Consider the following 22,911-nt stretch of genomic DNA (forward strand, 5'->3'; position numbering starts at 1 on the left):
TCCATCCATCCATCCATCCATCCATCCATCCATCCATCCATCCATCCATCCATCCATCCATCCATCCATCCATCCACCCATCCATCCATCCATCCATCCATCCATCCACCCATCCATCGGGGTTGACATTACGATAGCGTAACTCTAACTTCGCCTGTAGCCGAAGTTAAAACCGGTCCCGTGCGGCTGCACGGGACCGGGGAGAGGAAGCCTACTAGCGGCACGACCGCCAGTAGACATAGCGGCGGCGGACCCACCTTGTGTGGACGCCGTAAATCCCGCCGGCCACTTTGCGGCCGGTCCTGCGGTTTGCCCGTCGCATGGGCACACCTCGGGTGAAAAGGGAATCAGGTCGCGAGGTCGCAGCCCGTCCGCCAAGACTAGAGGCTGCGGCTTTCGCGTGCGCGAAATCTTCGCGCCCCGAGAATATGCTGTCCGCATGGCCGTGTGGTCAAGGCTCATGGGGACGAGGGGGGGACGGCGCCCGGCGCGCCGTCCCCCTCGCAGTTTTTAGCCGTCGGGCCAACGTTTCCGCGCGCAGCGGGGGCGACTAGTGGAAGGCAGACGACGCGCCCGCGTGCAGTCAGGTGTCAGAAGGTGTCAACGCAGGTGTCAATGACCCCGTGCAGGCTGCGCGAATCGGGGATTCGGCGTGCAGGTTGCGCGTGCGGTCGCGTGAAAAACCGTTCTCGCGCCTGCATTTCGCATCCTCGGCTGGTTGGGTGCAACGCCTGGGGGAGGTTGAACTTCATCTTGCATCCTCCGTTTGTCCGCGAAGGCGGACAGCGTGACGTTGTTGCCGCGATTTCAATCGCTCCACCCGGGCCAGCGGAATCCCTGGATCCCGCCGTCACCCGTTCACCCGTTCACCCGTTCACCTCAATCCGCGCCAACCGCCACGGCCAGGGGCTCGCGCGCGGGCTCGGAGGCGCGGGAACCGACGGGCGACTCCAGGTCCGCCTCGCGAAGCCAGTCCACCAGCTTTTCCAGGCCGGCTTTCCACGAGGTGCGCGGCTTCCAGTCCAGCACCCGCTGGATCTTGCTGGTGTCGCTGACGTAGATGCGCTGGTCGCCCGGGCGCCACTCGGCGGTGTGCACGGGGACGGAGCGGCCGGTCACGTCCTGCAGCCGGTCGATCACCCCGCGCACCGTCACCGCGTTGGGCGCGCCGCCGCCCACGTTGAACACCTGCCCGGCCACCGTGTCGATGCGGTCCATCGCCCGGCGCATGGCGTCCACCAGATCGTCGATCCACAGAATGTCGCGCACCTGAAAGCCGTCGCCGTAGACGGTGATGGGCTCGCGGCCGTACAGCGCGCGGCCAAAGTGCGCCACCCACCCCTGGTCCTCGGTGCCGAACTGGCGCGTCCCGTAGATGCAGCTCATCCTGAAGACGACCGTAGGCAGCCCGTAGATGCGGGCGTAGTCGTGGACGTACTGGTCCGCGGCGCCCTTGCTGCACCCGTACGGCGAATGAAAGTCCAGCCGCGCCTCTTCGCTCACCCCCGGACGGCCGTCCGTGTAGCGGTAGGCACCGTCGGCCAGATCCACCGCCACGTCCTCCATCCCCCCGTACACCTTGTTGGTGGAGGTGAACAGGACGGCGGGTGGCGTCATCATGGACCGCGCGGCCTCGAGCACGTTGAAGGTGCCGATCACGTTAGTCTGCAGGTCCGTGAGCGGGTCCTCCAGCGACGTGGTGACCGCCACCTGCGCGGCCAGGTGAAACACCTGCTTGCTCTCCCGCACCAGCGGCGCGATGCGCGCGGCGTCGCGCACGTCCACCTGCTCGATGCGCACCCGGTCGCCGTGGTTGGCCTTGAGCCATGCCGCGTTCCGGCGCACGCCGTCGCGGGAGAAGTTGTCGGCCACGATCACCCGCTCGCCCTCACCCAGCAGCGCGTGCGCCAGGTTGCTGCCGACGAACCCGGCGCCGCCCGTGATCAGGATGTGGTCGCGCTTGCCCGTCATCGTCCCCCTCCTCACAGCGTGAGTCCACGGGCGGCCAGCTCGGCCGCGTGGGTTTCCACATGGTCTTCCGGCCGCTCCTGCTCCTGCAGCCAGCCCACCAGCTCCTGCATTCCCTCCTCGAACGTCACCCGCGGCTCGTAGCCCAGCACCTCGCGCGCAAGCGAGATGTCGGCAAAGCAGTGGCGGATGTCGCCCACGCGGTACTTGCCCACCACCTGCGCCTCCACGTCCGTCCCCAGCACGCCGGCCAGGGTGGACGCCACTTCCAGCACCGTGACCGCGCGGCCGCTGCCCACGTTGAACGCCTTGCCCACGGCCGCCTCTTCCTCCGCGGAAAGCAGGAGCGCCTGGACGATGTCGTGCACGGAAACGAAGTCGCGCTTCTGCTCGCCGTCCTCAAAGACCAGCGGCGGCTGTCCGTTCAGCAGGCGGCTGCTGAAGATGGCGGCCACGCCCGTGTACGGGTTGGACAGCGCCTGGCGCGGACCGTAGATGTTGAAGAAGCGCAGCGCCACGCTGGGGATGCCGTACGCGGCCCCCATCATCAGCACCATCTTTTCCTGGTCGGCCTTGGTAAGGGCGTAGATGGAGGTGGGATCCAGCGGCTTGCCCTCGTCCGTGGCGGCGGGGGTAAGCACGGTACCGTCGGCGTCGCGCGGCTCCCACAGGTGGTCGCGCAGCTGGTCGGCCGTGCGCAGCGTGTTCAGCGGCTCGCGGCCGTCGGGGCGCACGTAGCGGCCCTCGCCGTAGATGGACATGGACGAGGCGACGATCAGCTTTTCCACGCCGCCGCGCTCGTCCACCAGCGCCTGCAGCAGGTTGGCGGTGCCCAGCGTGTTGACGGCGGTGTAGTCGGCCACCTGGTACATGCTCTGGCCCACGCCCACGGCGGCGGCCAGGTGGTAGACCACGTCCATCTCGCGCAGGCTGCGCCGCACGTCGTCGGCGCTGCGCATGTCGCCCTGGATGAACTCCGCGTCGGCGGGCACCCACTCGGGCTTGCGCCGCTCGGGGCCGTGCACCTGAGGATCGAGGTTGTCCAGAATGCGCACGCGGTCGCCGCGCTCCAGCAGCGCATCGACCAGATGGCTGCCCACGAACCCCGCCCCGCCCGTCACCAGCACTCTCCGACCCGCCACTCCGCACCTCCGTTTCGCGGTGATCCCACCCTTGGGCGCACGTTGGCGCCCCACACACTGCAACCCACGTTGTCCCGCACGGGCGGTGGACCGGCGCGCCCGCCCGACCCGCAGCCGTCCATTTCGTCCGTAACACGGGATACTGAATCGCATGCCGTGTTACGAATCGGCCCCATTTACGCTCATCTCGCGCCAGCAAGCGGACGCGGGGGACCGATGCCGATCCCCCGCTCCGCGGGATGTTACCCGGGCCTGCCCACCCCGCGCTCGGTCGGCACACGGAAACCCGCGGTGCCGCCCGGCGGCGGACAACCGTGCACGCGGTGGGCGCACATCGTCACGCCACCCGCCCCAGCCGCTGATCGTAGCCGCTTTCCCACCGCTCCATCCGCGCGTTCACCTCGTCGGCGTGCACGCCGCTCACCAGGCGCTGGGCCAGGCGCACGCCCAGCCGGCGCTCCTGCACGCGGCCGTACTCGGCGGTGCGGCCGTGCTGCAGGTGCTCCGCGGCTTCCATCTCCAGCGCGAACGCGAGCAGGTCCAGGTCTGTAAAGATGCGGCCGCGCAGGTCCATGTCCTGGGGTGCGTCCGCGGGGCCGGGCTGGCTAAGCATGCTGGGTCGACGGGGCGGGATGCAGACGGATGTTTTTTTCCGAAAACCTGCACCGTGCAGGGCGCACAAAAGTGCGTGCAGGGCACGCGCAAGCAGCGTGCCGTAGACGCTACAGCAACGCGAAACAGACCACGTCTGAAGCAGGGCGCCCGTGCGTGGTGCCGGGAGCGAGATCGGCGCGGCGCGGCCTCATTCTGTACGATGCATACGTCCTCGCGGACAGCTTTTTACGGAACGCTGCCGGAGCTATAAAAGATCGAAAAGAATGCCGGCGGATTACTTCTATATCATTGTACAAAGGTTATTTATCCGCCCTGGTGCCGGATGTGGAGCGTCCACTCCTGCACCGCGTGCACCTCGTGGCGATCCGGCATCGAACGACGGATGGACACAAACTTTGTAGATGAACATCCATCGTCATCTTGCAGTGAATACAACGATCTTCGGCAAGAACATCAACATACAACTAGTGGGTTTGGAGGAGCCTTAGATCGATGGAGTGAACCGCGTGCGCTCCGTTCACCGGCCTGCATCAAAATCATCCGTTTTGTGTCACGGTAGAGACATGATAAACGAAGGGCGGATCCACCCTCGGATCCGCCCTTTTCGTCTTCCCCCGACCGGCCGCGCCTCAGACCGGATCCCGCTGTCATTGTGTACCCGAATCCAGACCCTGGAAACGACTTGTCTCACACGGGGTCAACGGGGTTAACGGTTTTGATCTTTACCGTTGACCCCGTTGACCCCGTGTGAGATGACCGGTTCTGGAAGTGCAGCCGGCGTTCACCCGGATTCGCCACGAGTGCGTGAAGAACCGCGAGAAACGTTGGTCAGAAGCCGGCGAGTGGAACGCAGCGCTGTTCCTCGAAGTTGCGCGGCTCGATCTGGATGGTCAGGTGGTGCAGGTGAAAGCGGTCGTGCAGCAGGCAGTGCAGGTCCGCCAGGATCTCGCCCGACGCGCGGCGCAGGGCCCGCTCGCCCACGACGACGTGCGCGCTCAGGGCGTCCAGGCCGCTGGTGATGGTCCACACGTGCAGGTCGTGCACCTCTTCCACGCCGTCCACCCCCGCCATGGCCGCGCGCACCGCCTCCAGGTCAATGTGCGCCGGCGTGCCCTCCAGCAGCACGCCCACGCTCTCGCGCAGCAGGTGCCACGACGAGTACAGCACCAGCACCGCGATGGCCACCGAAACGGCCGGATCCGCCCACCGCCATCCCATCACCCACACGGCCGCGCCGCCCAGGATGGCGCCCACGCTCCCCAGCGCGTCGGTCAGCATGTGCAGCCAGGCGCCGCGGATGTTCAGGCTCTCGTCCTTGCCGCCGTGCAGAACCAGGAGGCCGATGACGTTCACCGCCAGCCCGCCCGCCGCGATCCACATCACCGTGAGCCCCATCACGGGCTCCGGCGCGTAGAAGCGCTTGAACGCCTCGATAAAGATGACGATGGAGATGGCGATGAGCGTGGCCGCGTTCGCCAGCGCGGCCAGGATCTCGGTGCGGTAGTAGCCGTAGGTGTGGCGCGGCGTGGCCGGCTTTTGCGCCATCCACAGCGCGAACAGGGAAAGCGCCAGCGCGCCCACGTCGCTCAGCATGTGCCCCGCGTCCGCCAGCAGCGCCAGCGAGTTGCTCATCAGCCCGCCGACCAGCTCCGCGACCATGTACACGGCGGCCAGCGCCAGCGTCCACACCAGCCGCCGCCGGTTGCGCGCGGAGCCGTGCGCGTGGGAATGCCCGTGCGAGTGGCCGTGGGAGTGCCCGTGATGATGATGATGTCCGGCGCCCATGGAGGAGACGTGCCCAGGTTGGAGTGCCCAGCGACGGATTGCGATACCCGAGGCAGGCGCGGGGTGCGGGCGAGAAAAAGGCGCGCCGCGGCGCGCCCGGTTCAGCCCTGGAGGGTGATCTGCGGAGGCGTCGGGGGCACCGGCTCCGCCGGCGGCGCCGCGCCGATGCGCACGCCGCGGACGATGAGCCAGATGCCCAGAACGATCATCGCCACGCTGAGCGTCTGCCCCATGGTCAGCGGGCCCAGCACGGTGCCGACGGGGTCACCCGCGTCGGTGAACTGCGCGTCCGGCTGGCGAAACAGCTCCATCAGCGAGCGCATGATGCCGTAGCCCAGCACAAACACGCCGCCGTACGTCCCCGGCGCCAGGTCGCGCCCGCGGCGGCGGTTGTACGTGTACAGCGCCCACAGAAGCAGCCCCAGCAGCACGCCCTCCGTAAGCCCCTCGTACAGCTGGGACGGATGGCGCAGCGGCACCTGGCCGCGCACCTGGTCCCACAGCCCCGACTGGTGCGCCTGCTCGATGAGCAGCTCCCGCTCGCGCAGCGACCGGCCGGCGTCGGCGCCGGTGAGCTGCATGGCGACGGGGTCGGTGGGAAAGCGCACCGCCCAGGGCACGGCGTCCGTGGTCACCCGCCCGTACAGCTCGCCGTTGATGAAGTTGGCGAGCCGCACGACAAAGATCCCCGGCCCCACGCCCAGCGTGATGGAATCGCCCAGGCGCAGAAAGGGGACGTTGTGCTTGCGCCCGTACCACCAGCCGCCCGCGATGGCGCCCAGAAACCCGCCATGGAACGCCAGCCCGCCCTCCCAGATGCGGATGATGCGCGCCGGGTTGGCGGCAAAGCTGGCGAAGTCGTAAAAGAGGATGTAGCCCAGCCGCCCGCCCAGGATCACGCCCACGATCAGGGCAAAGAGCAGGTCGCCCACCTTGTCGGGGGCCAGCGGAAGAAAGCCGCTGCGGGACAGGCGCCGGAGGATGTAGTACCCCACCCCGAACGCCACCATGAAGCCGATCCCGTACCACCGGATGGCCAGGCCGCCCGACAGCTGCAGGGCGACGGGGTCGATCCGGGGATACGGGATCTCGATCAGCCCCAGGGGGGCGGCGAAGACCACCGGAACGGCGGCGCTCGGGCTCAGCGGCCGGCGGCCCGGGCCAGCGCCTCGGTCAGCCGCATCTCGATGACGGTGGCCTGCTGCGAGCCCACTTCGCTGTCCGCCAGCAGCGCCTTGTAGATGTCGGCGGCGGCCTTGTGGTTGCCGGCAGCCTCGTGCTGCACCGCGGCCTGGCCCAGCGCCTCGAACTTCTGGTACTTCATCCCGGCCTTGTCGGCGGCCTGCTGATAGGCGCGGATGGCCGCGGGGCGGTCGTTGGCCTGGGCGTAGGTGCTGCCCAGCATCATCGCGGCCTGCGCGGCCAGCCCGGAGCCGCCGTTGGCGATCTTCTGCAGGTGCGGAATGGCCCTGGCCGCCTGGCCCTGATCCAGCAGCGACTGGCCCAGCAGCAGGCGGGCCTCGTCGGCCTCGGGCGTGCCGTCGTACTGGTTGATGAAGGTTTCCAGCTCGCGCGTGCCCGAGGCGGTGAGCAGGGCCGGGTTGGCGCTCATGGCCAGCAGCCGCTCGCCCGCGGCGGCGCGCTTTTGCCCCTGCGTGTACTTCCACACCACCAGGCCGCCCACCACCACCAGCGCCACCGCGGCGATCCCGATGATCATGCGGACGTTGCGGCGTGCCCACGCGGACAGCTCGGCGGCGCGCAGCGCCATGGCGTCGTCGGAGTCGAGCTTGCTCTGGGGAAGGCGCGAACGGGCGACGGTGGACGATGCCATGCGGGTCCCTCGGGGTGTGCTGGGGAAAGAGGCGGCTGGGCCGCCCCGGGATCGACGGAAAACAAAAGCGCGCGCACGCCGGGGTTCCGGAGTGCGCAGAAACGCGTAAAGCTATCGGCTCCCTTGCACTTGGTCAACCGGGCGTACCGCTTCCAGGCCTTCTTGGGCTACGGTCACCTCCAAGTCAATCCCGCGGCCTTCAGCAGATCCGAGGCGTAGTGCCGGTGGTTGCCCACCCCGTCCACCACCAAGACCGACAAGCCGCACGTGCCGTCCGGCGCAACGGCGGACACGGGAATGCCGCAAGTAAAGGTCACGCTCAGCTGCAGCAACCCAGGGCTGCGAAAAGACGTCGCGATGTCGCCAGCCCGGCTGGCGGTGAGATCGAACTGGACACGGATTTCACGCCGATACCGCCGACGATCGCCGTGACCGTCACCTGCACCTCCGCCGGCCCGTTCCGAGATGTACCGCGTAAAAGCTCGCGCCATCCTGTGCCCGCGGCCGATGCGGATGGGCCACGGAAGGAACAGGTGTGGGGCGCGAAAGCGCTTCTCGGGCCACCGGAAGGACACGGCTGCGTTGCGGCGAATGCACAACGTTTGTATCATGTCCGTATCAGGCTGCACCCGTCGCCTGATCCTACCTACGACTGAGGGCACCCACACATGCGCGAGGTGCTGGACAGGGCAGAGCTGCACGAGCGTTTCGTCGAGGAGCTTCGGCGGCACCCGGACGCGGCGGGGAGTGAGTTCGTGTTCGAGATCGACCATCGCCCCGAGAGCGTGGACGGGTGCAACTGGTACCCGCTGGCCACCATGGAACTGTGGCGTGGCGACCTGATGCGCAACCTGGCCGTTTTTCGCGAGGTGCGCGAGCACCTTGCGGCGCGGTACAACGTGCTCGCTCCGGCGGAAGAGCCCGCCCCCGCCTGAGCCGCGCCGATTCCATCGCGCCCAAGGCCCCGTTCCGCGAAATGCGGAGCGGGGCCTTTCCGTTCCGCACCCGCGTCGACGGGCCCTCTCCCCCGCCAGGCCTTTCGCTCGTTCCTCGCGACGGCTGGCGACCCCTCCCCCAACTTCGGGGGAGGGGTGGGTGCGCTTCGGCGAGGTCGATCGCGATGAACATGGATCCAATCGCACGCAAACCATCCGACTCGCCCCGACGAACACCCTCACACCCTCACACCCTCACACCCTCACACCCTCACACCCTCACACCTTCACACCTTCACACCTTCACACCCGTTCACCCGTTCACCCGTTCACCCGTTCACCCGTTCACCCGTTCACCCTCACACCCTGTCCTACTCCCCCATCGGCGCCAATATTGCCACAGGCCGGCGGCGGGGCCCGCGAAACGCGCCCGCATCCTGCCGATCCACAGCATCCATCGCCCGAAACACCACAGCCCAGCGAAGCGCACATGGCCGAGCGGTACGTCTATTTCTTTGGCGCGGGACAGACCGAGGGCAGCAAGGACATGAAGGAGCTGCTGGGCGGCAAGGGCGCCGGCCTGGCCGAGATGGCCCGCATCGGCGTGCCCGTGCCCCCCGGCTTTACCATCACCACCGAGGTCTGCCGCCTGTACCTGCGCGCCGGAACGTACCCCGACGGGCTGCGCGAGCAGGTGCAGTCGGCGCTGGAGCGGCTGGAGACGGCGACCCGCAAGACGTTTGGCGGGGGCGCGTCGCCGCTGCTGGTATCGGTGCGGTCAGGCGCGGCGTTCAGCATGCCGGGGATGATGGACACCATCCTCAACCTGGGGCTGAACGACACCACCGCCGAGGCCATGGCTGCCGAGAGCGGCGACGCGCGCTTTGCCTTCGACAGCTACCGGCGCTTCGTGCAGATGTACGCGGACGTGGTGCTGGGCGTGCACGCCGACCAGTTCGAGCGGCTGCTGGAGGGGCGCAAGCACGCCCGCGGCGTGCGCGAGGACACGGAGCTTTCCGCGAACGACCTGCGGGAGCTTACGGCGGAGTTCAAGGCGCTGGTCCGCGAAAAGACGGGCAAGGACTTTCCGGAGGATCCGCAGGACCAGCTGTGGGGCGCCATTCACGCCGTCTTCAACTCGTGGCAAACCCCGCGCGCCCGGGCGTACCGCCGCATCAACAACATCTCCGACGACCTGGGTACGGCCGTCAGCGTCTGCTCCATGGTGTTCGGCAACATGGGCGACGATTCGGGCACCGGCGTCGCCTTTACCCGCGACCCGTCCACGGGCGAAAAGCGGCTGTACGGCGAGTTCCTGGTGAACGCGCAGGGCGAGGACGTGGTGGCCGGCATCCGCGACCCGCTGCACATCGACGGGATGGCGCAGGCGCTCCCCGGCGCGTACGAGGAGTTTCTGGAGGCGGCGCGGCTGCTGGAGGACCACTATCGCGACGCGCAGGACCTGGAGTTCACGGTCGAGAAGGGCCACCTCTACCTCCTGCAGACGCGCAGCGCCAAGCGCACCGGCCGCGCCGCCATCCGCATGGCCGTGGAGATGGTGGACGAGGGGCTGATCACGCCCGAAGAGGCGGTGCTGCGGGTGGAGCCGGACCAGCTAGACCAGCTCCTACACCCCATGGTGGATCCCGACGCCAACGTGCACGTGCTGACGACCGCGCTCCCCGCCTCGCCCGGCGCGGCGTCGGGGCAGGTGGTGTTCAACCCCGACGAGGCCGCGGAGCGGGGGCCGCACGAGCCCGTCGTCCTGGTCCGGCGCGAGACGTCGCCGGAGGACTTTCACGGGATGGTGGCGGCGCAGGGGATCCTGACCGGGCGCGGGGGGATGACGTCGCACGCGGCCGTCGTGGCGCGGGGGATGGGCAAGTGCTGCGTGGCGGGCGCGGGCGAGCTGGTGATGGACGAGGGGCGCCGCCGCTTTACGGTGGGCGACGTGACGGTGCACGAGGGCGACTGGATTACGCTGGACGGCAGCACGGGGCGGGTGATCCTGGGCAAGGTGCCCACGGTAGAGCCGGAGCCCACGGACGACTTTCGCCGGCTGATGGAGTGGGCCGACGCCGCCCGCACCCTGCGCGTGCGGACCAACGCCGACACGCCCAACGATTCGGCCGTCGCGCGGCGGTTTGGCGCGGAGGGGATCGGGCTGTGCCGCACGGAGCACATGTTCTTCGAGGGCGACCGCATCGACGCGGTGCGCGAGATGATCCTGGCGGAGCACGGCGCCGCGCGGGCCATCGCCGTCGCCAAGCTGCTGCCCATGCAGCGCGCGGACTTCGAGGGGATTTTCCGGGCGATGGACGGCCTGCCCGTCACCATCCGCCTGCTGGACCCGCCGCTGCACGAGTTTTTGCCGCACGGCATGGCCGAGATCAAGGACCTGGCCCGCAAGCTCAAGCAGAACCCCGACAAGCTGCGGTCGCGGGTTGAGGCACACCACGAGGCCAACCCCATGCTGGGCCACCGCGGCTGCCGCCTGGGCATCAGCTACCCCGACATCACCTGGATGCAGGCGCAGGCCATCTTCGAGGCCGCGGTGAACGTGCAGAAGGAGGGCGTGCGCGTGTGCCCGGAGATCATGATCCCGCTGGTGAGCACGGCCGAGGAGCTGCGCCGCCAGCGCGAGATCGTGGACCACGTGGCGGAAGAGATCTTCTACCAGTGCGACGCGCGGGTGGACTACCTGGTGGGGACGATGATCGAGCTTCCGCGCGCCGCGCTCACGGCCGACCGCATTGCCGCGCACGCGCAGTTCTTCTCGTTTGGCACCAACGATCTGACGCAGACCACGTTCGGCCTGTCGCGCGACGACGCGGGGCGCTTTCTTCCCTCGTACGTGGAGGGCGGCATTCTGCCGGACGACCCGTTCCAGACGCTGGACATCGACGGCGTGGGCCACCTGGTGCAGACGGCGACGCGCCTGGGCCGCGGCGTGCACGCGGACCTCAAGGTGGGCGTGTGCGGCGAGCACGGCGGCGATCCGCGGTCGGTGGAGTTCTTTCACAATGCGGGGCTGAACTACGTTTCCTGCTCTCCGTACCGCGTTCCCGTGGCGCGCCTGGCCGCCGCCCACGCCGCGCTCAAGGACCCGTCGCGCACCCGGACCTCCGAGCCTGCGCCCGTGTCCGACCGCGCGCTGGCGGAGCAGGAAGCGGTCGCGGCGGATTGATAGAAAGGTCCTGGTGTCTCGCGTTGTAAGCAAAAGCCAGTCATCCTGAGCCTGAGGCTGAGACGGCGTTGAAGACCCTTGGATGTCTCCACAGTAGCACGGTGTCATCCTGAGGGAGCGCACACCCACAACTTCGGCAACCACAGGAGTTTGCGCGCGACCGAAGGATCTTTGTCGGGGCGCGACGGGGCCAGCCCTGGGGAGCCGTTCAAGGCTCCTGGTTACGCGGACAAGGTCCTTCAGTCGGCGCCAAATGACGTGGTAACAGCAAGTTATAGCGCGGCGCCTCCCTCAGGATGACTGATCGCGGGGCAGGTTTGGCGGCACTTCCAACGGAGGCGGCGCACCGCACGCGGGGCGCTCCCTCAGGAAACCAGCCTCTTGTGGGCTGGCGACATCCCCTATCAGCCTCATACGAAAGCGACGGAGCCAGCGGAGAAAAACTCCGCTGGCTCCGTTCATTCCGTGTGCGGCTCGCGTCCTCAACCGATCTTGCGGACGGCGTCTTCGCTGACTTCGGCGGGGGCGCTGGAGACGCCCAGCGCACGCAGGTTCTTCTCATGGCCTTCGCCGCCGGTAAAGTACACGTGCGTCTCGCCTTTCTCCGAGTGCACGCGCGTCACCAGCCCGCCGCCGCGGCCCACCGCGTTGTGGATCTCGTCCACGGACTTGTCGCCCTTGAAGCTGGCCTTGTAGTGCTTCATCGCGCTCGGCTCCCGGTTAGATGGTTTCGCTGCAGCTGCGGCTGCGGCCTTCGATCTCGATGTACTCTGCCTGCGCCGTCACCACCGACCCGGCCGGCGGCGTGAACGAGTAGAAAAGGGCCGTAAGCCCCGGCTCGATGAACGACGACGGGTACGACCACGAGATGGCGTCCGGCGGCGGCCGCAGGTACAGGAGTCCCGTTCCGCCGCTGGGCGTGGCGTAGCACAAAATGATTCGCCGCACGAGGCAGATGTTGCGCCCCTGGTTCCGCAGGTACACCAGCGCGTTGGCGCCGGACTTGGTGATGGTGACCACCAGCGACGTCGCGGACTGCAGGCTGGTTTCGCACGGGTTGCACGCCATCGTGGATCCTCCAGGGCGAAGGGGGCCGGATCTGCGCGACGCTGGCGCTCCGCACGGAGGTGGGTCCGGCGTAAAACGGCGTGCGCGGTTGAACCGGATGATGTGCCGCGGATCGCGGCACGGAAGGCACGGCGGCGCATCGCAGACGAAGTGCCGTTCCCTGGCGTGCACGGAGCGGGTCGATCCAACGTCCGGCATCCGCCACACTTGCATCGATCGGATGGAAACGCATGGCTGCCTTTCCGGATCTTTGCCTGAGGCATCGGCTCCACGCCGGTGGGACGTCGCCGCCCCGGCTGCGTTCCGTTCCAGCGCAGGCGTGAACAGTGCGGGAGCGAAAGCGGAGGAAGATGTGAATTACCCAATCTTGACGATAATCGTTGCAACGATTAAATTAATGCGTCGGATCACTCTTGCCGAGGATGGATGACGATGAGCGACGCGAACACCGCAACGACGGCTGCCCTGGAGTACGGGCTCGCGCCGGATGGCTACCGCCTGCCGGCCGGGCTGCGGCTGGGGCGCGTACGTCTGCAGGTGGCAGACCTGGAGCGCTCGCTCGCGTGGTACGGCGAGGTGCTGGGCCTGCGCGTGCTCCATCGCACCGCGGACGGCGCGGCGCTGGGCACGCACGGCGGCGACGCGCCGCTGGTGGAACTGCGGGAGCGCCGGGGCGCGTCGCCGCAGCCACACCGGGGGCGTCTGGGGCTGTACCACTTTGCCATCCTGCTGCCGGACCGCGCCGCGCTGGGCCGCTTTGTCGCGCACCTGGCGCGCACCGGCGAGCGCGCGGGCGCCAGCGACCACCTGGTCAGCGAGGCGCTGTACCTGAACGATCCCGACGGTCTGGGGATCGAGGTGTACGCCGACCGCGCGCGCGCCACGTGGCGGTACGATGCGCAGCGCCAACTGGCCATGGACACGCGCCCGCTGAACCTGGAAAGCCTGGCGCAGGCCGCCGGCGGCGAGCCGTGGACCGGCATGCCGGCGGGGACGGTGATCGGCCACGTTCACCTGCACGTGGGCGACATCGACCGGGCGGCGGCGTTCTACCACGCCGCGCTGGGGCTGGACAAGGTGGTGTGGAGCTATCCCGGCGCGCTGTTCCTTTCCGCCGGCGGCTACCATCATCACCTGGGGCTGAACACCTGGGCTGGCCCCGGCGCCACGCCCGCGGGCGAGAACGACGCGCGGCTGCTGGATTGGGAGATCGTCCTCCCCGCCGACGCCGATGCCGCAGCGCAGAGCCTGCAGTCCGCCGGCCACACCGCCACCCGCATCGAAGGCGGCTGGCTTGCCGTCGACCCCTGGGGCACCGCCGTCCGCATCGTCTCCGCGGGTTGAAGCGGATCGACGGTTCACGATCGGAAGCCGAGGCGCGGAAAACACCTCCGCGCCTCGGCTTTTCTCACCACGTCACGACGAGAAGCGTTACCCTGGTGGAGAGGGTATCGCCAAACCGCACCCTATCCCCGCCTGAGCCCAACTGTCATCCTGAGGGATAGCGCGCACTCCTAACTTTCGTGACTACAAAAGCTTGTGCGCGACCGAAGGATCTTTGCCGGGTCGCTCAAGGCCCAGCCCTCAGGAGCCGTTCCAGTCCCTCCGCCAAGCCGACGAGATCCTTCGGTCGCTCCAAGCTGAACCGTAGAAGCAGGTTGCGGTGCGGCGCCCCACTCCAGGAAGTCAGCGTCTGTGGCCGGTTTAACCCAGGAAGCTGGCGCGGCTCTGCGTCAGAATCACCGGCCGCGCAGGTGCTCGTGGATGAACTGGATGGCCATCGACCCCTCCCCCACCGCCGCACCCACGCGCTTCACCGACCCGGCGCGCACGTCGCCGGCGACGAACACGCCGGCGACGCTGGTTTCCAGCAGGTACGGCGGACGCTCCAGCTGCCAGCGGACGCCCTCGCGGTCCCGCACCGCGTCGCCCGTGAGCACGAAGCCCTTTTCGTCGCGCAGCAGCACGCCGTCCAGCCACTCCGTCGTGGGCGCCGCGCCAATGTAGACGAACAGCGTGCTGGTTTCCACCGTCTCCTGCTCGCCGGATTCGACGTCCTCGATGGTGATGGTTTCCAGCAGGTCCCCGCCCTCGGCGGCCACCACCTTGGCGCCGGGGCGCAGGTGCACGTTGGGGTTCTGCTTGATGCGGTCCAGCAGGTACTCCGACATCTTTTCCGCGAAGTCCGCCTCGGGGGCCACCATCGTCACCGACTTCGCGTAGCGGGCCAGGTACATGGCCGCCTGTCCCGCGGAGTTGCCGGCGCCCAGCATGTACACGTCGCGGTCGCGGCAGGTGGGCACGGCCGCGGCCGCCGAGCCGTAGTACAGCCCCCGCCCGATCAGCCGGTCGCAGCCAGGCGCCTTGAGCATCCGCCAGGAAACGCCCAGCGCCAGCAGCACCGCCTGCGCGCGCAGTTCCTCGCCGTCGTCCAGCACCACCACGCGGTTGGGCTCCTCCACCCGCAGCGCCACCGCCTCGCGCGCCACCACCACCTCGGCGCCGAACCGCTCCGCCTGCCGTAGCGCGCGACCCGCCAGCTCGCTGCCGCTTACGCCGTCGGGAAAGCCCAGGTAGTTCTCGATCGCCGAGCTCATCCCCGCCTGCCCGCCCGGCGCGTCCTTGTCGATGAGCACGGTGCGCAGCCCCTCGCTGGCGCCGTACACCGCCGCCGCCAGCCCCGCCGGCCCCGCGCCGATGATGATCAGGTCGTAGTACGGGGATTCTGCCTCGGTGCTCAACCCCACGTTCTCGGCCAGCTCCTCGTCGCTGGGCTCCGCCAGCCAGCGCCCGTCGCCAAAGATCAGCAGCGGCAGCCGGTCGGCGCCCACGCCCAGCTCGTCGGCCCGGGCGCGCGCCCTTTCGTTGTTCTCGTAGTCACGGAACAGGTAGGGCACGCGGCTGCGCGCCAGAAAGTCGCGCACCTCGTGCGAGCGCGGCGACCAGGTAAAGCCGATGACGGTGACCCGGTCCGCCGGGTCCGCGTGGGAGGGGATCATGGACGCACGTCCTTCGCGTGGCGTGTTCACGACGCGGCCGGGGGGATCGCGCGCCGGCGGTGAACGTGTCACGCGCCGTGCCACGGGGGAGGCAGGGGTGCGAAAGTGCGGGAGTACGGGAGTGCGGAATCGAGCGGATCGGAGAGCGCGGCGGGGGCCCTCACCCGCTCGCTTAGGCTCGCACCCTCTCCCGCAAGCGGGAGAGGGTATAAACGTCACACCGGAGGGCGAAGCGTTTCCGCAGCGTCGTCTGTCGGACACACCTGCTCCGCCGGGGCCGAGTTGGAATTGGCGCGTATCTACCGCAGCACCGTCGCGGACGCCTGCGCCACGGCGACACAGTTGCGGCCCTGGGCCTTGGCTGCGTAGAGCGCCTGGTCCGCCAGAAAGAAGAGGAGGTCGGGGGTCTTGGCGTCTTCCGGCGCTGAGGCCAGGCCAATGCTGACGGTCAGCGTATCGCCCGTGGCGCCGAAGGCGTGATCGGCGATGCGGGTGCGCAGCCGCTCGGCCACCGCGGCCGCCAGCTCCGGGTCCGCGCCCACCATCAGCACCGCGAACTCCTCGCCGCCCAGCCGCGCCACCGAATCACTCACCCGCAGCTGCTCGCGCAGCAGGATTCCCAGTTCGCGCAGCGCGTCGTCGCCGGCGGGGTGGCCGTGGCGGTCGTTGTATGCCTTGAAGTGGTCGCAGTCCATCACGCCCAGCGTAAAGCTGCCGCCGTACCGCGCCACGCGCGCCACCTCAGCCTCAAAGCGCTCCGTGAAGTGGCGGCGGTTGGGCAGCCCCGTAAGCGGGTCGGTGTACACAAGCCGCGACAGCTCGGCGCGCGCGTCGGCCAGCGCCAGCCGCTGGCGCCGGATGCGGCCCAGCACGATGGCCGCGAACAGGTTGGTGGTAAAGAAGACGAGGGCCAGAATCGCCTCCACCTCCGGCCGCGTCCCCGGCGGCCTGGCCAGCGCCACGGCGCCCAGGTAGCCGGCCGTCATCAGCACCGTCAGCAGCACGGCCGTGCGGAATCCCGCGTAGCCGGCCAGAAAGATCAGCACCACGGGCCACACCACCAGCACCAGCAGCCGCGTCTCCGGCGCCACCCACACAAACTCCGACAGCAGCAGCGCAACGGCGATGCTGGGGATGAGCACAAAGTGCGGATCCCACCTGCGCCACAGGCGCGAACCCAGCTGCAGCAGCACCCACGCGCTTCCGATGGTCGCCGCGCAGGTGGCAAACGTCACACCCCACTCCCACCCGGAAATCTCGACGAACCAGATGGTATTCAACAGCAACAGCACGCCGACGGCCACCGCGAGTCCAATGGTGGCGAGCGCAAATCCCCTCTGTTTCTGCTTCATATTCAAGGCGCAGACTCCTGACGGGTGCAAACCCCGCGCGCGGCGCGCAATTCGCGAACCACTGGAATCTCCGTCCTGTTTCACACTCGTATGCCGCCGGGCCATGGAAAGAATGGAATAAAGCAAACGTGGTTACAGTTCAAAATAGCCGGATCGTGCGACTCCTTACGTGCCGTAGCATTCGTCCAGCCGTAGGCGGGCACATACTTACTGCATGAGCCTCTGGCGCGCCACCCCCCCGTGCGCACAACGTAGTCATTCGTGCGAGATCGGCTTCAAAACGGCGGAGGTGGATAATGGCGGCGGAGCGTGCGCAGGCGGCGGGCAGATCCCCCCGCGCCCGGAAGATTTCCATGACGACGGAGGCAGCGCCGGCCGCGGCGGACATCCTGGCGCGGCTGCACGAGATCGGGGACGCGGAGCGCGCGCGCTTCGTGGCCGGCTACTTTCGCTCCGGACCGGGCGAGTACGGCGAGGGCGACCGCTTTCTCGGAATCCGCATCCCCGTGCTGCGCGCGCTGGTGCGCGAGTACCGCGGCGTATCCATCGACAACATGGCCGTCCTGCTGCGTTCGGAATGGCACGAGGCGCGGCTGCTTGCGCTGCTTCTGCTGGTGGATGCCTACAGGCGTGGCGATGTGGATACGCGCCAGGCCATCTACCGGCTGTACCTGGACAACACGCGGTACATCAACAACTGGGACCTGGTGGATTCGTCCGCGCCGCAGATCGTGGGCGCGCACCTGCAGGAGGGGGACCGGTCGGTGCTGGACCGGCTGGCGAAATCGGAGGTGCTGTGGGAGCGGCGGATCGCCATCCTCGCCACGCAGCACTACATCCGCGGGGGCGAGTTCGTGACGACGCTGCGGATCGCGGAACGGCTGGTGAAGGACGGGCACGACCTGATTCACAAGGCCGTGGGATGGATGCTGCGCGAGGTGGGCAACCGCGACCGCGAGGCGGAAGAGGTGTTTCTGCGCCGCCACCACCGCACGATGCCCCGCACCATGCTGCGCTACGCCATCGAGAAATTCCCCCCCGACCTGCGCCAGCGCTACCTGCGCGGCGAAGCGGGCGAGGGATAGCACGGCGGCACCGGATGAGCGGGGAAGCCGCGAGGGGGCTGAAGCCCCCGGCTGGAAATGCCATAAGCCCCGTCTCGGCTCGTACCACTCGCCGAACGGGGCTTCACCTGCTCGTATCGTAAGGGCCGGCGCGACCGTTCACCCGTTCACCCGTTCACCCGTTCACCCGTTCACCCGTTCACCCGTTCACCCCACCCGGAACAACCGCGCGCGCTCCTCGTACCGCGTGGCGATGGCTTCGCGCAGCTCGGGGTGATTGGCCAACTCGGGATCGCGCTCCACGATGGCGCGCGCTTCGCCGCGGGCGATGGAGAGCAGGTTCAGGTCGCTCTCCAGGTTGGCGAAGCGAAAGGCGGGGAGCCCCGACTGCCGCGCGCCGAACAGGTCGCCCGCGCCGCGCAGCCGCAGGTCCGCCTCCGCGATGGCGAACCCGTCTTCCGTGGACGCGAAGACCTTCAGCCGCTCCAGGGAGCCCTGACCGCCAAAGACCAGGATGCAGTAGCTCTCCTCCGATCCCCGCCCCACGCGCCCGCGCAGCTGGTGCAGCTGCGACAAGCCAAAGCGCTCCGCGTGCTCGATTACCATCACCGTGGCGTTGGGAACGTCGATCCCCACCTCAATCACGGTCGTCGAGACCAGCACGTCCACCTCGCCGGCGGCGAAGGCGCGCATCACGCGGTCCTTCTCCTCGCCCGGCATCTGGCCGTGGATGATCGCCATCCGCAGGTCGGGGAACAGGGCGCTCAGCTGCTCGAACTCCGCCGTGGCGGCCTTGAGCTCCACCTTCTCCGACTCTTCCACCAGCGGATAGACGATGTACGCTTGCCGCCCCTTCCGCACCTCCTCCTGCACGAACTTGAGCACCTTGGGGCGCGACGACTCCGACCGCAGCGCCGTCTTGATGGGCTGGCGGCCGGGCGGGCGCTCGTCCAGCACGGAGATGTCCAGGTCGCCGTACAGCGTCAGCGCCAGCGAGCGCGGGATGGGCGTGGCGCTCATCACCAGCGTGTCGGCGTTGACGCCCATCTCCTGGATGGCCAGGCGCTGCTTTACGCCAAAGCGGTGCTGCTCATCCACCACCACCAGCCCCAGCTTGTGGAACTGCACGCCCTCCTGGATGAGCGCGTGCGTGCCCACGACGATGTCGGCGTCACCGGTGGCGATGCGGTAGCTCACCTCTTTCCACTGCTTCGTCGACAGCCGCCCGGTAAGCAGGGTGACGCCGACGCCCAGGCCGTCCAGCAGCTTGTGCACGGTGCGCGCGTGCTGCTCGGCCAGGATCTCGGTGGGCACCATCAGCGCGGCCTGGTGGCCGTTCTCCACCGCGCGTAGCATGGCGAACAGCGCGACGATCGTCTTGCCCGATCCCACGTCGCCCTGCAGCAGCCGGTTCATCCGCCGTGGCGCCGCCATGTCCGCGCCAATCTCCTTGAGAACGCGCTTCTGCGCGGCCGTCAGGCTGAACGGGAGCGACTTGTGGAACGGCTTGACCAGGTTGTCGCGCCGCGCAAAGGCGATCCCCGGACGCTCCACGGCCGCGCGGTGGTGCGCCTGCGCGTACAGGAGCTGCAGAAAGAACAGCTCCTCGAACGCCAGCCGCCGCCGTCCCAGTTCCGCGTCGGCCAGCGAGCCGGGGCGGTGCATCCACTCCAGCGCCTGCGCCATGGGGGCCACGCCGGCGCGCTCGCGGATCTCCTTGGGCAGCCGGTCTTCGTCCTTGGCCTGGCGCAGCAGGTCGTCCAGGTTTTCCGCGATAAGGGTGCGGACCTGGCGGTGGGTCAGCCCTTCGGTGGCTGGATAGACGGGAAAGATGGTGCCGCTTTCCTCCGCCGCCTCCTCGTTCTCGCGGGCCAGCACGGTGAACTCGCGCGGCTGGAACTGGCGGCCGTGGTAAAAGCGGACGGTGCCGCGCAGCAGCAGCAGGTCCCCGCGGGCGATGGTGCGGTCCAGGAACGGCTGCCCCGGCCACGAGCACTCGATGAGGGCGGTGGAATCGCGCACCACGGCCTGAAAGATCCGCAGCCCGCGGCGCGTGGGAAGCACGCCTTTCGATACCACGCGGCCGATGATGGTGACGTCCATCCCCGGCTCCAGCGCACTGATCCTGGTGACGGTACTGGCGTCCTCGTACCGGTGGGGGACGTGAAAAAGCACGTCCCGCGCAGTTAGCAGACCCAGCTTTGCCAGCAGGTCGGCCCGCTTGGGACCCACGCCCTTGAGGAACTGCGCGGGCCGGTCGAGGTCCGTGTACGTCGGCAAGAAGTGCGTGAGTGCGTGAGTGCGTGAGTGCGTGCGTGAAAGCTGATTGTGTGGCTGTGGGAGTCGAGAGGGGCGTCGGCAGGCCCCGCCTCGGCGGTTGAAACCGCGGCTGGAAAATCACGAAGTCCACCTGCGTGGACTGTAGCCGCGGCCGCGGTGCGCGAGTGCCGGCTCCGAGCACGCCGAAGCGAGATCGTTCGGTCGCGTGACGGACGATCCAGCGCGGCGCTCCCTCACATCAGCAAGTCAACTTCGCGTGAAGATCTGGAGGCGCGTCACCCCTCTCCCGCGCAGTTTGCGGGAGAGGGGCCGGGGGTGAGGGGTCCGAGGGCGACGCCGTTGCCGTGCCGTCAGCTGCCGACTTCCCCGATCCCACTCACGCGCTCACGCACTCCTTCCCCGCCCTACGCCTCCAGCACTTCCTTCGCGAAGGCGTCGATCTCGAACGGCAGCAGGTCGTCCATCTTTTCGCCGACGCCCAGGAACTTCACCGGCAGATTGAACTCCTCCTTTAGCGCGACCACGATGCCGCCGCGGGCGGTGCCGTCCATCTTGGTCAGCACAATGCCGGTGAGCGGAAGCGTCTGGCCAAAGGTGCGGATCTGGGCCATGGCGTTCTGTCCCACGGTGCTGTCCAGCACGATCAGCGTCTCGTGCGGCGCGCCGTCCAGCTTTTTGGCGACCACGCGCTGCACCTTCTCCAGCTCCTTCATCAGGTCGTTCTGCGTGTGCAGGCGGCCGGCGGTGTCGATGATCAGCACATCGACCTCCTTCGCCTGCGCCTGCTCCATCGCGTCGAAGGCGACGGCGGCGGGGTCGCGGCCCGGGTCGCTGCCCACGAACTCGCAGCCCACGCGATCCGCCCATCGCTTCAGCTGCTCGATGGCGCCCGCGCGGAAGGTATCGCCCGCGGCGATCATCACCTTGCGCCCCTGGCGGGTCAGGCGGTGCGCCAGCTTGGCGATGGTGGTGGTCTTCCCCACCCCGTTCACGCCGACGACCAGAAAGACCGTCGGCCCACCCTCATAGTTGAAGCGCAGCGCCGTGTCGCTGCGCCCCGCGCGAAGGATGGCGACGATCTCCTCGCGGACGGCGCGGAGAAAGTCGCGCTGCGACTTGGCCACGCCGCGTTCCGCCAGCGTCTCGACGACCTCCACAAGGCGCAGCGTGGAGGGCACGCCAAAGTCCGCCGCAATCAGCGTCTCCTCCAGCCCCTCAAGCGACCCCTCGTCCAGCCCCTTGACCAGCACCGTGACGTCCGTGAGAGCGACGTCGACAATGCGGTCCCAGAGCGACTTCTTTCCTTCTTCCTTGGTGCGGAACAGACGCGCCATCAGCCTATCCGAGAAAAGCCGGCGCGTGGCCGGCGTTCATCATCCACAGAATCCGGGGGCGATTACACCTGCCGCGCCCGGCGGTGCCCGAATATACGGCGAAGCAGGCCCGCGGCAAACCACGGCCACCGTCGTACCACGGCTGGCCGTACGTCCAGCAACGTCCATTGTCCGCAGCGCGATAAGGCCGGCCCTACCCCAGGCTCGTCAGAGCCTCCCCGGTCCGCCCCCACCTGTCATCCTGAGAGAGGCGCCCCCGCGAACCGTCCGAAGCACCCAGCACCCCGTGCGCCGACCGAAGGATCTCTATCCGAAGCGCGATGCAGTCAGCCCTACACCGTCACGGGCGCCTGATCACCCCTGCCCGTCCGGCTCCACCAGCGCCGGATGTAAGTCCACCCACTGTGGATTCCGCGACTCGATCAGCGCAACCTTCTTCTTGCGAAGCCAGCCTTTGAGCTGCTTCTCGCGTGCAATCGCCGCATCGACGTGGTGCGTGTGCTCGAAGTAGACCAGCCGATCCACATTGTACCGCTTCGAGAATCCGGGAATCTCCCCCTGCTTGTGCTGGGCAACGCGGCGGACGAGATCGTTGGTCATCCCCACGTACAGCACACCGTTGGTGCTGGACAGGATGTAGACGTAATAGTTGTGATCCACGCGAGCACCGAGGTTATCGTCCACCCAACCACGAAATTGGGAAGTGCCGCGACACTACGTTCCGCGCCGACACTGCGCAGGCGGGTGTGTCGTGACCGACAGTAACTGCCGCGTACACAAAGATTCTTCGGTCGGCGCGGCTGAGTCCGGTGCGTGCCGCGGCTGCGGCGCGGCGCCTTCCTCAGAATGACAGTGATCCTCCGGACCCTGTCTTTGCGGATTCGTGCGTCGGGACGATGCGTCGCGCACCGACGGTATGCAGGCGGGTGTGTCGTGGCCGACAGTGACTGCCGCGTACATGAAGATTCTTCGGTCGGCGCGGCGAAGTCCGGTGCGTGCCGCGGCTGCGGCGCGGCGCCTTCCTCAGAATGACAGTCGATCCTCCGGACGCTGTCTTTGCGGATTCGCGTGTCGGGACGATGCGTCGCGCGCCGACAGTATGCAGGCGGGTGTGTCGTGGCCGACAGTGACTGCCGCGTACACAAAGATTCTTCGGTCGGCGCGGCTGAGTCCGGTGCGTGCCGCGGCTGCGGCGCGGCGCCTTCCTCAGAGTGTGTTTAAGAATTGTACAAAGTGAACTAGCTCTACCTATATTGTGGGCTCATGGACAGACGAGCCTACCAAACCGACATAACAGACGCGCAGTGGGACGTGGTGAAGCCACTCCTGCCTCACGTGGAGCGTAAGC

At 68.1% G+C, this 22,911-nt stretch carries 18 protein-coding genes; 4 read left to right on the plus strand and 14 right to left on the minus strand.

All coding sequences use genetic code 11. The annotated features are described in order from the left end of the window. Positions 1-879: 879 nt before the first annotated feature. From ACOJUJ_RS14770 to ACOJUJ_RS14800, 7 genes are all read right to left on the minus strand, one after another. Complete coding sequence (locus ACOJUJ_RS14770; protein WP_420127658.1) at positions 880-1,971, minus strand: GDP-mannose 4,6-dehydratase; 1,092 nt, start codon at positions 1,969-1,971, stop codon at positions 880-882. Between the two features lie 11 nt (positions 1,972-1,982). Next, on the minus strand, positions 1,983-3,110 hold the full coding sequence (locus ACOJUJ_RS14775) for an NAD-dependent epimerase/dehydratase family protein (protein ID WP_420127659.1): 1,128 nt from the start codon (positions 3,108-3,110) through the stop codon (positions 1,983-1,985). 337 nt (positions 3,111-3,447) lie between these two features. Continuing rightward, positions 3,448-3,723 carry a hypothetical protein gene (locus ACOJUJ_RS14780; RefSeq protein WP_420127660.1) on the minus strand — a complete coding sequence of 92 codons (276 nt, stop codon included), beginning with the start codon at positions 3,721-3,723 and terminating at the stop codon, positions 3,448-3,450. Positions 3,724-4,553: 830 nt separating this feature from the next. After that, positions 4,554-5,510, minus strand: coding sequence for a cation diffusion facilitator family transporter (locus ACOJUJ_RS14785; RefSeq protein WP_420127661.1), 957 nt, complete (start codon positions 5,508-5,510; stop codon positions 4,554-4,556). A 101-nt stretch (positions 5,511-5,611) separates the two neighbouring features. Then, positions 5,612-6,631 carry a prolipoprotein diacylglyceryl transferase gene (gene lgt / locus ACOJUJ_RS14790; RefSeq protein ID WP_420127662.1) on the minus strand — a complete coding sequence of 340 codons (1,020 nt, stop codon included), beginning with the start codon at positions 6,629-6,631 and terminating at the stop codon, positions 5,612-5,614. 20 nt (positions 6,632-6,651) lie between these two features. After that, positions 6,652-7,344: a tetratricopeptide repeat protein gene (locus tag ACOJUJ_RS14795; RefSeq protein WP_420127663.1), complete on the minus strand. Its 693-nt coding sequence runs from the start codon at positions 7,342-7,344 to the stop codon at positions 6,652-6,654. A 173-nt stretch (positions 7,345-7,517) separates the two neighbouring features. Beyond that, entirely contained in the window at positions 7,518-7,973 is a 456-nt protein-coding gene (locus tag ACOJUJ_RS14800) for a hypothetical protein (protein ID WP_420127664.1), read from the minus strand. 48 nt (positions 7,974-8,021) lie between these two features. Between ACOJUJ_RS14800 and ACOJUJ_RS14805 the strand changes: the two genes are divergently transcribed. Beyond that, the gene (locus ACOJUJ_RS14805) at positions 8,022-8,279 is read left to right on the plus strand and encodes a hypothetical protein (RefSeq protein WP_420127665.1); all 258 of its coding nucleotides are present in this window, start codon (positions 8,022-8,024) and stop codon (positions 8,277-8,279) included. Between the two features lie 490 nt (positions 8,280-8,769). Continuing rightward, positions 8,770-11,466 carry a pyruvate, phosphate dikinase gene (ppdK, locus tag ACOJUJ_RS14810; RefSeq protein WP_420127666.1) on the plus strand — a complete coding sequence of 899 codons (2,697 nt, stop codon included), beginning with the start codon at positions 8,770-8,772 and terminating at the stop codon, positions 11,464-11,466. A gap of 482 nt (positions 11,467-11,948) precedes the next feature. On the opposite strand, the gene ACOJUJ_RS14815 is transcribed toward ppdK, so the two are convergent. Further along, positions 11,949-12,170 (minus strand): hypothetical protein, encoded by a 222-nt coding sequence (locus ACOJUJ_RS14815; protein WP_420127667.1) that lies wholly within the window; start codon positions 12,168-12,170, stop codon positions 11,949-11,951. A 16-nt stretch (positions 12,171-12,186) separates the two neighbouring features. Continuing rightward, positions 12,187-12,534: a hypothetical protein gene (locus ACOJUJ_RS14820; RefSeq protein ID WP_420127668.1), complete on the minus strand. Its 348-nt coding sequence runs from the start codon at positions 12,532-12,534 to the stop codon at positions 12,187-12,189. A gap of 432 nt (positions 12,535-12,966) precedes the next feature. Between ACOJUJ_RS14820 and ACOJUJ_RS14825 the strand changes: the two genes are divergently transcribed. After that, on the plus strand, positions 12,967-13,878 hold the full coding sequence (locus ACOJUJ_RS14825) for a VOC family protein (RefSeq protein ID WP_420127669.1): 912 nt from the start codon (positions 12,967-12,969) through the stop codon (positions 13,876-13,878). A gap of 395 nt (positions 13,879-14,273) precedes the next feature. Here the strand turns inward: ACOJUJ_RS14825 and ACOJUJ_RS14830 are convergent, their stop codons facing one another. After that, complete coding sequence (locus tag ACOJUJ_RS14830) at positions 14,274-15,533, minus strand: FAD-dependent oxidoreductase (RefSeq protein ID WP_420127670.1); 1,260 nt, start codon at positions 15,531-15,533, stop codon at positions 14,274-14,276. Positions 15,534-15,832: 299 nt separating this feature from the next. After that, positions 15,833-16,885, minus strand: coding sequence for a GGDEF domain-containing protein (locus tag ACOJUJ_RS14835; protein WP_420127671.1), 1,053 nt, complete (start codon positions 16,883-16,885; stop codon positions 15,833-15,835). A gap of 353 nt (positions 16,886-17,238) precedes the next feature. On the opposite strand from ACOJUJ_RS14835, the gene ACOJUJ_RS14840 reads away from it, so the two are divergent. Next, on the plus strand, positions 17,239-17,970 hold the full coding sequence (locus tag ACOJUJ_RS14840) for a DNA alkylation repair protein (protein WP_420127672.1): 732 nt from the start codon (positions 17,239-17,241) through the stop codon (positions 17,968-17,970). Between the two features lie 186 nt (positions 17,971-18,156). Here the strand turns inward: ACOJUJ_RS14840 and recG are convergent, their stop codons facing one another. The 3 genes from recG to ACOJUJ_RS14855 all read right to left on the minus strand — a co-directional run bounded on the left by recG (position 18,157) and on the right by ACOJUJ_RS14855 (position 22,247). Continuing rightward, the gene (recG, locus tag ACOJUJ_RS14845; protein ID WP_420127673.1) at positions 18,157-20,229 is read right to left on the minus strand and encodes an ATP-dependent DNA helicase RecG; all 2,073 of its coding nucleotides are present in this window, start codon (positions 20,227-20,229) and stop codon (positions 18,157-18,159) included. A 404-nt stretch (positions 20,230-20,633) separates the two neighbouring features. Further along, positions 20,634-21,563, minus strand: a complete 930-nt coding sequence (ftsY, locus tag ACOJUJ_RS14850) for a signal recognition particle-docking protein FtsY (RefSeq protein WP_420127674.1) — start codon at positions 21,561-21,563, stop codon at positions 20,634-20,636. Positions 21,564-21,917: 354 nt separating this feature from the next. Continuing rightward, positions 21,918-22,247: a GIY-YIG nuclease family protein gene (locus tag ACOJUJ_RS14855; protein WP_420127675.1), complete on the minus strand. Its 330-nt coding sequence runs from the start codon at positions 22,245-22,247 to the stop codon at positions 21,918-21,920. Positions 22,248-22,911 lie beyond the last annotated feature (664 nt).

Origin of the sequence: Longimicrobium sp., from assembly GCF_048594345.1 — a bacterium.
GTDB lineage: Bacteria > Gemmatimonadota > Gemmatimonadetes > Longimicrobiales > Longimicrobiaceae > Longimicrobium.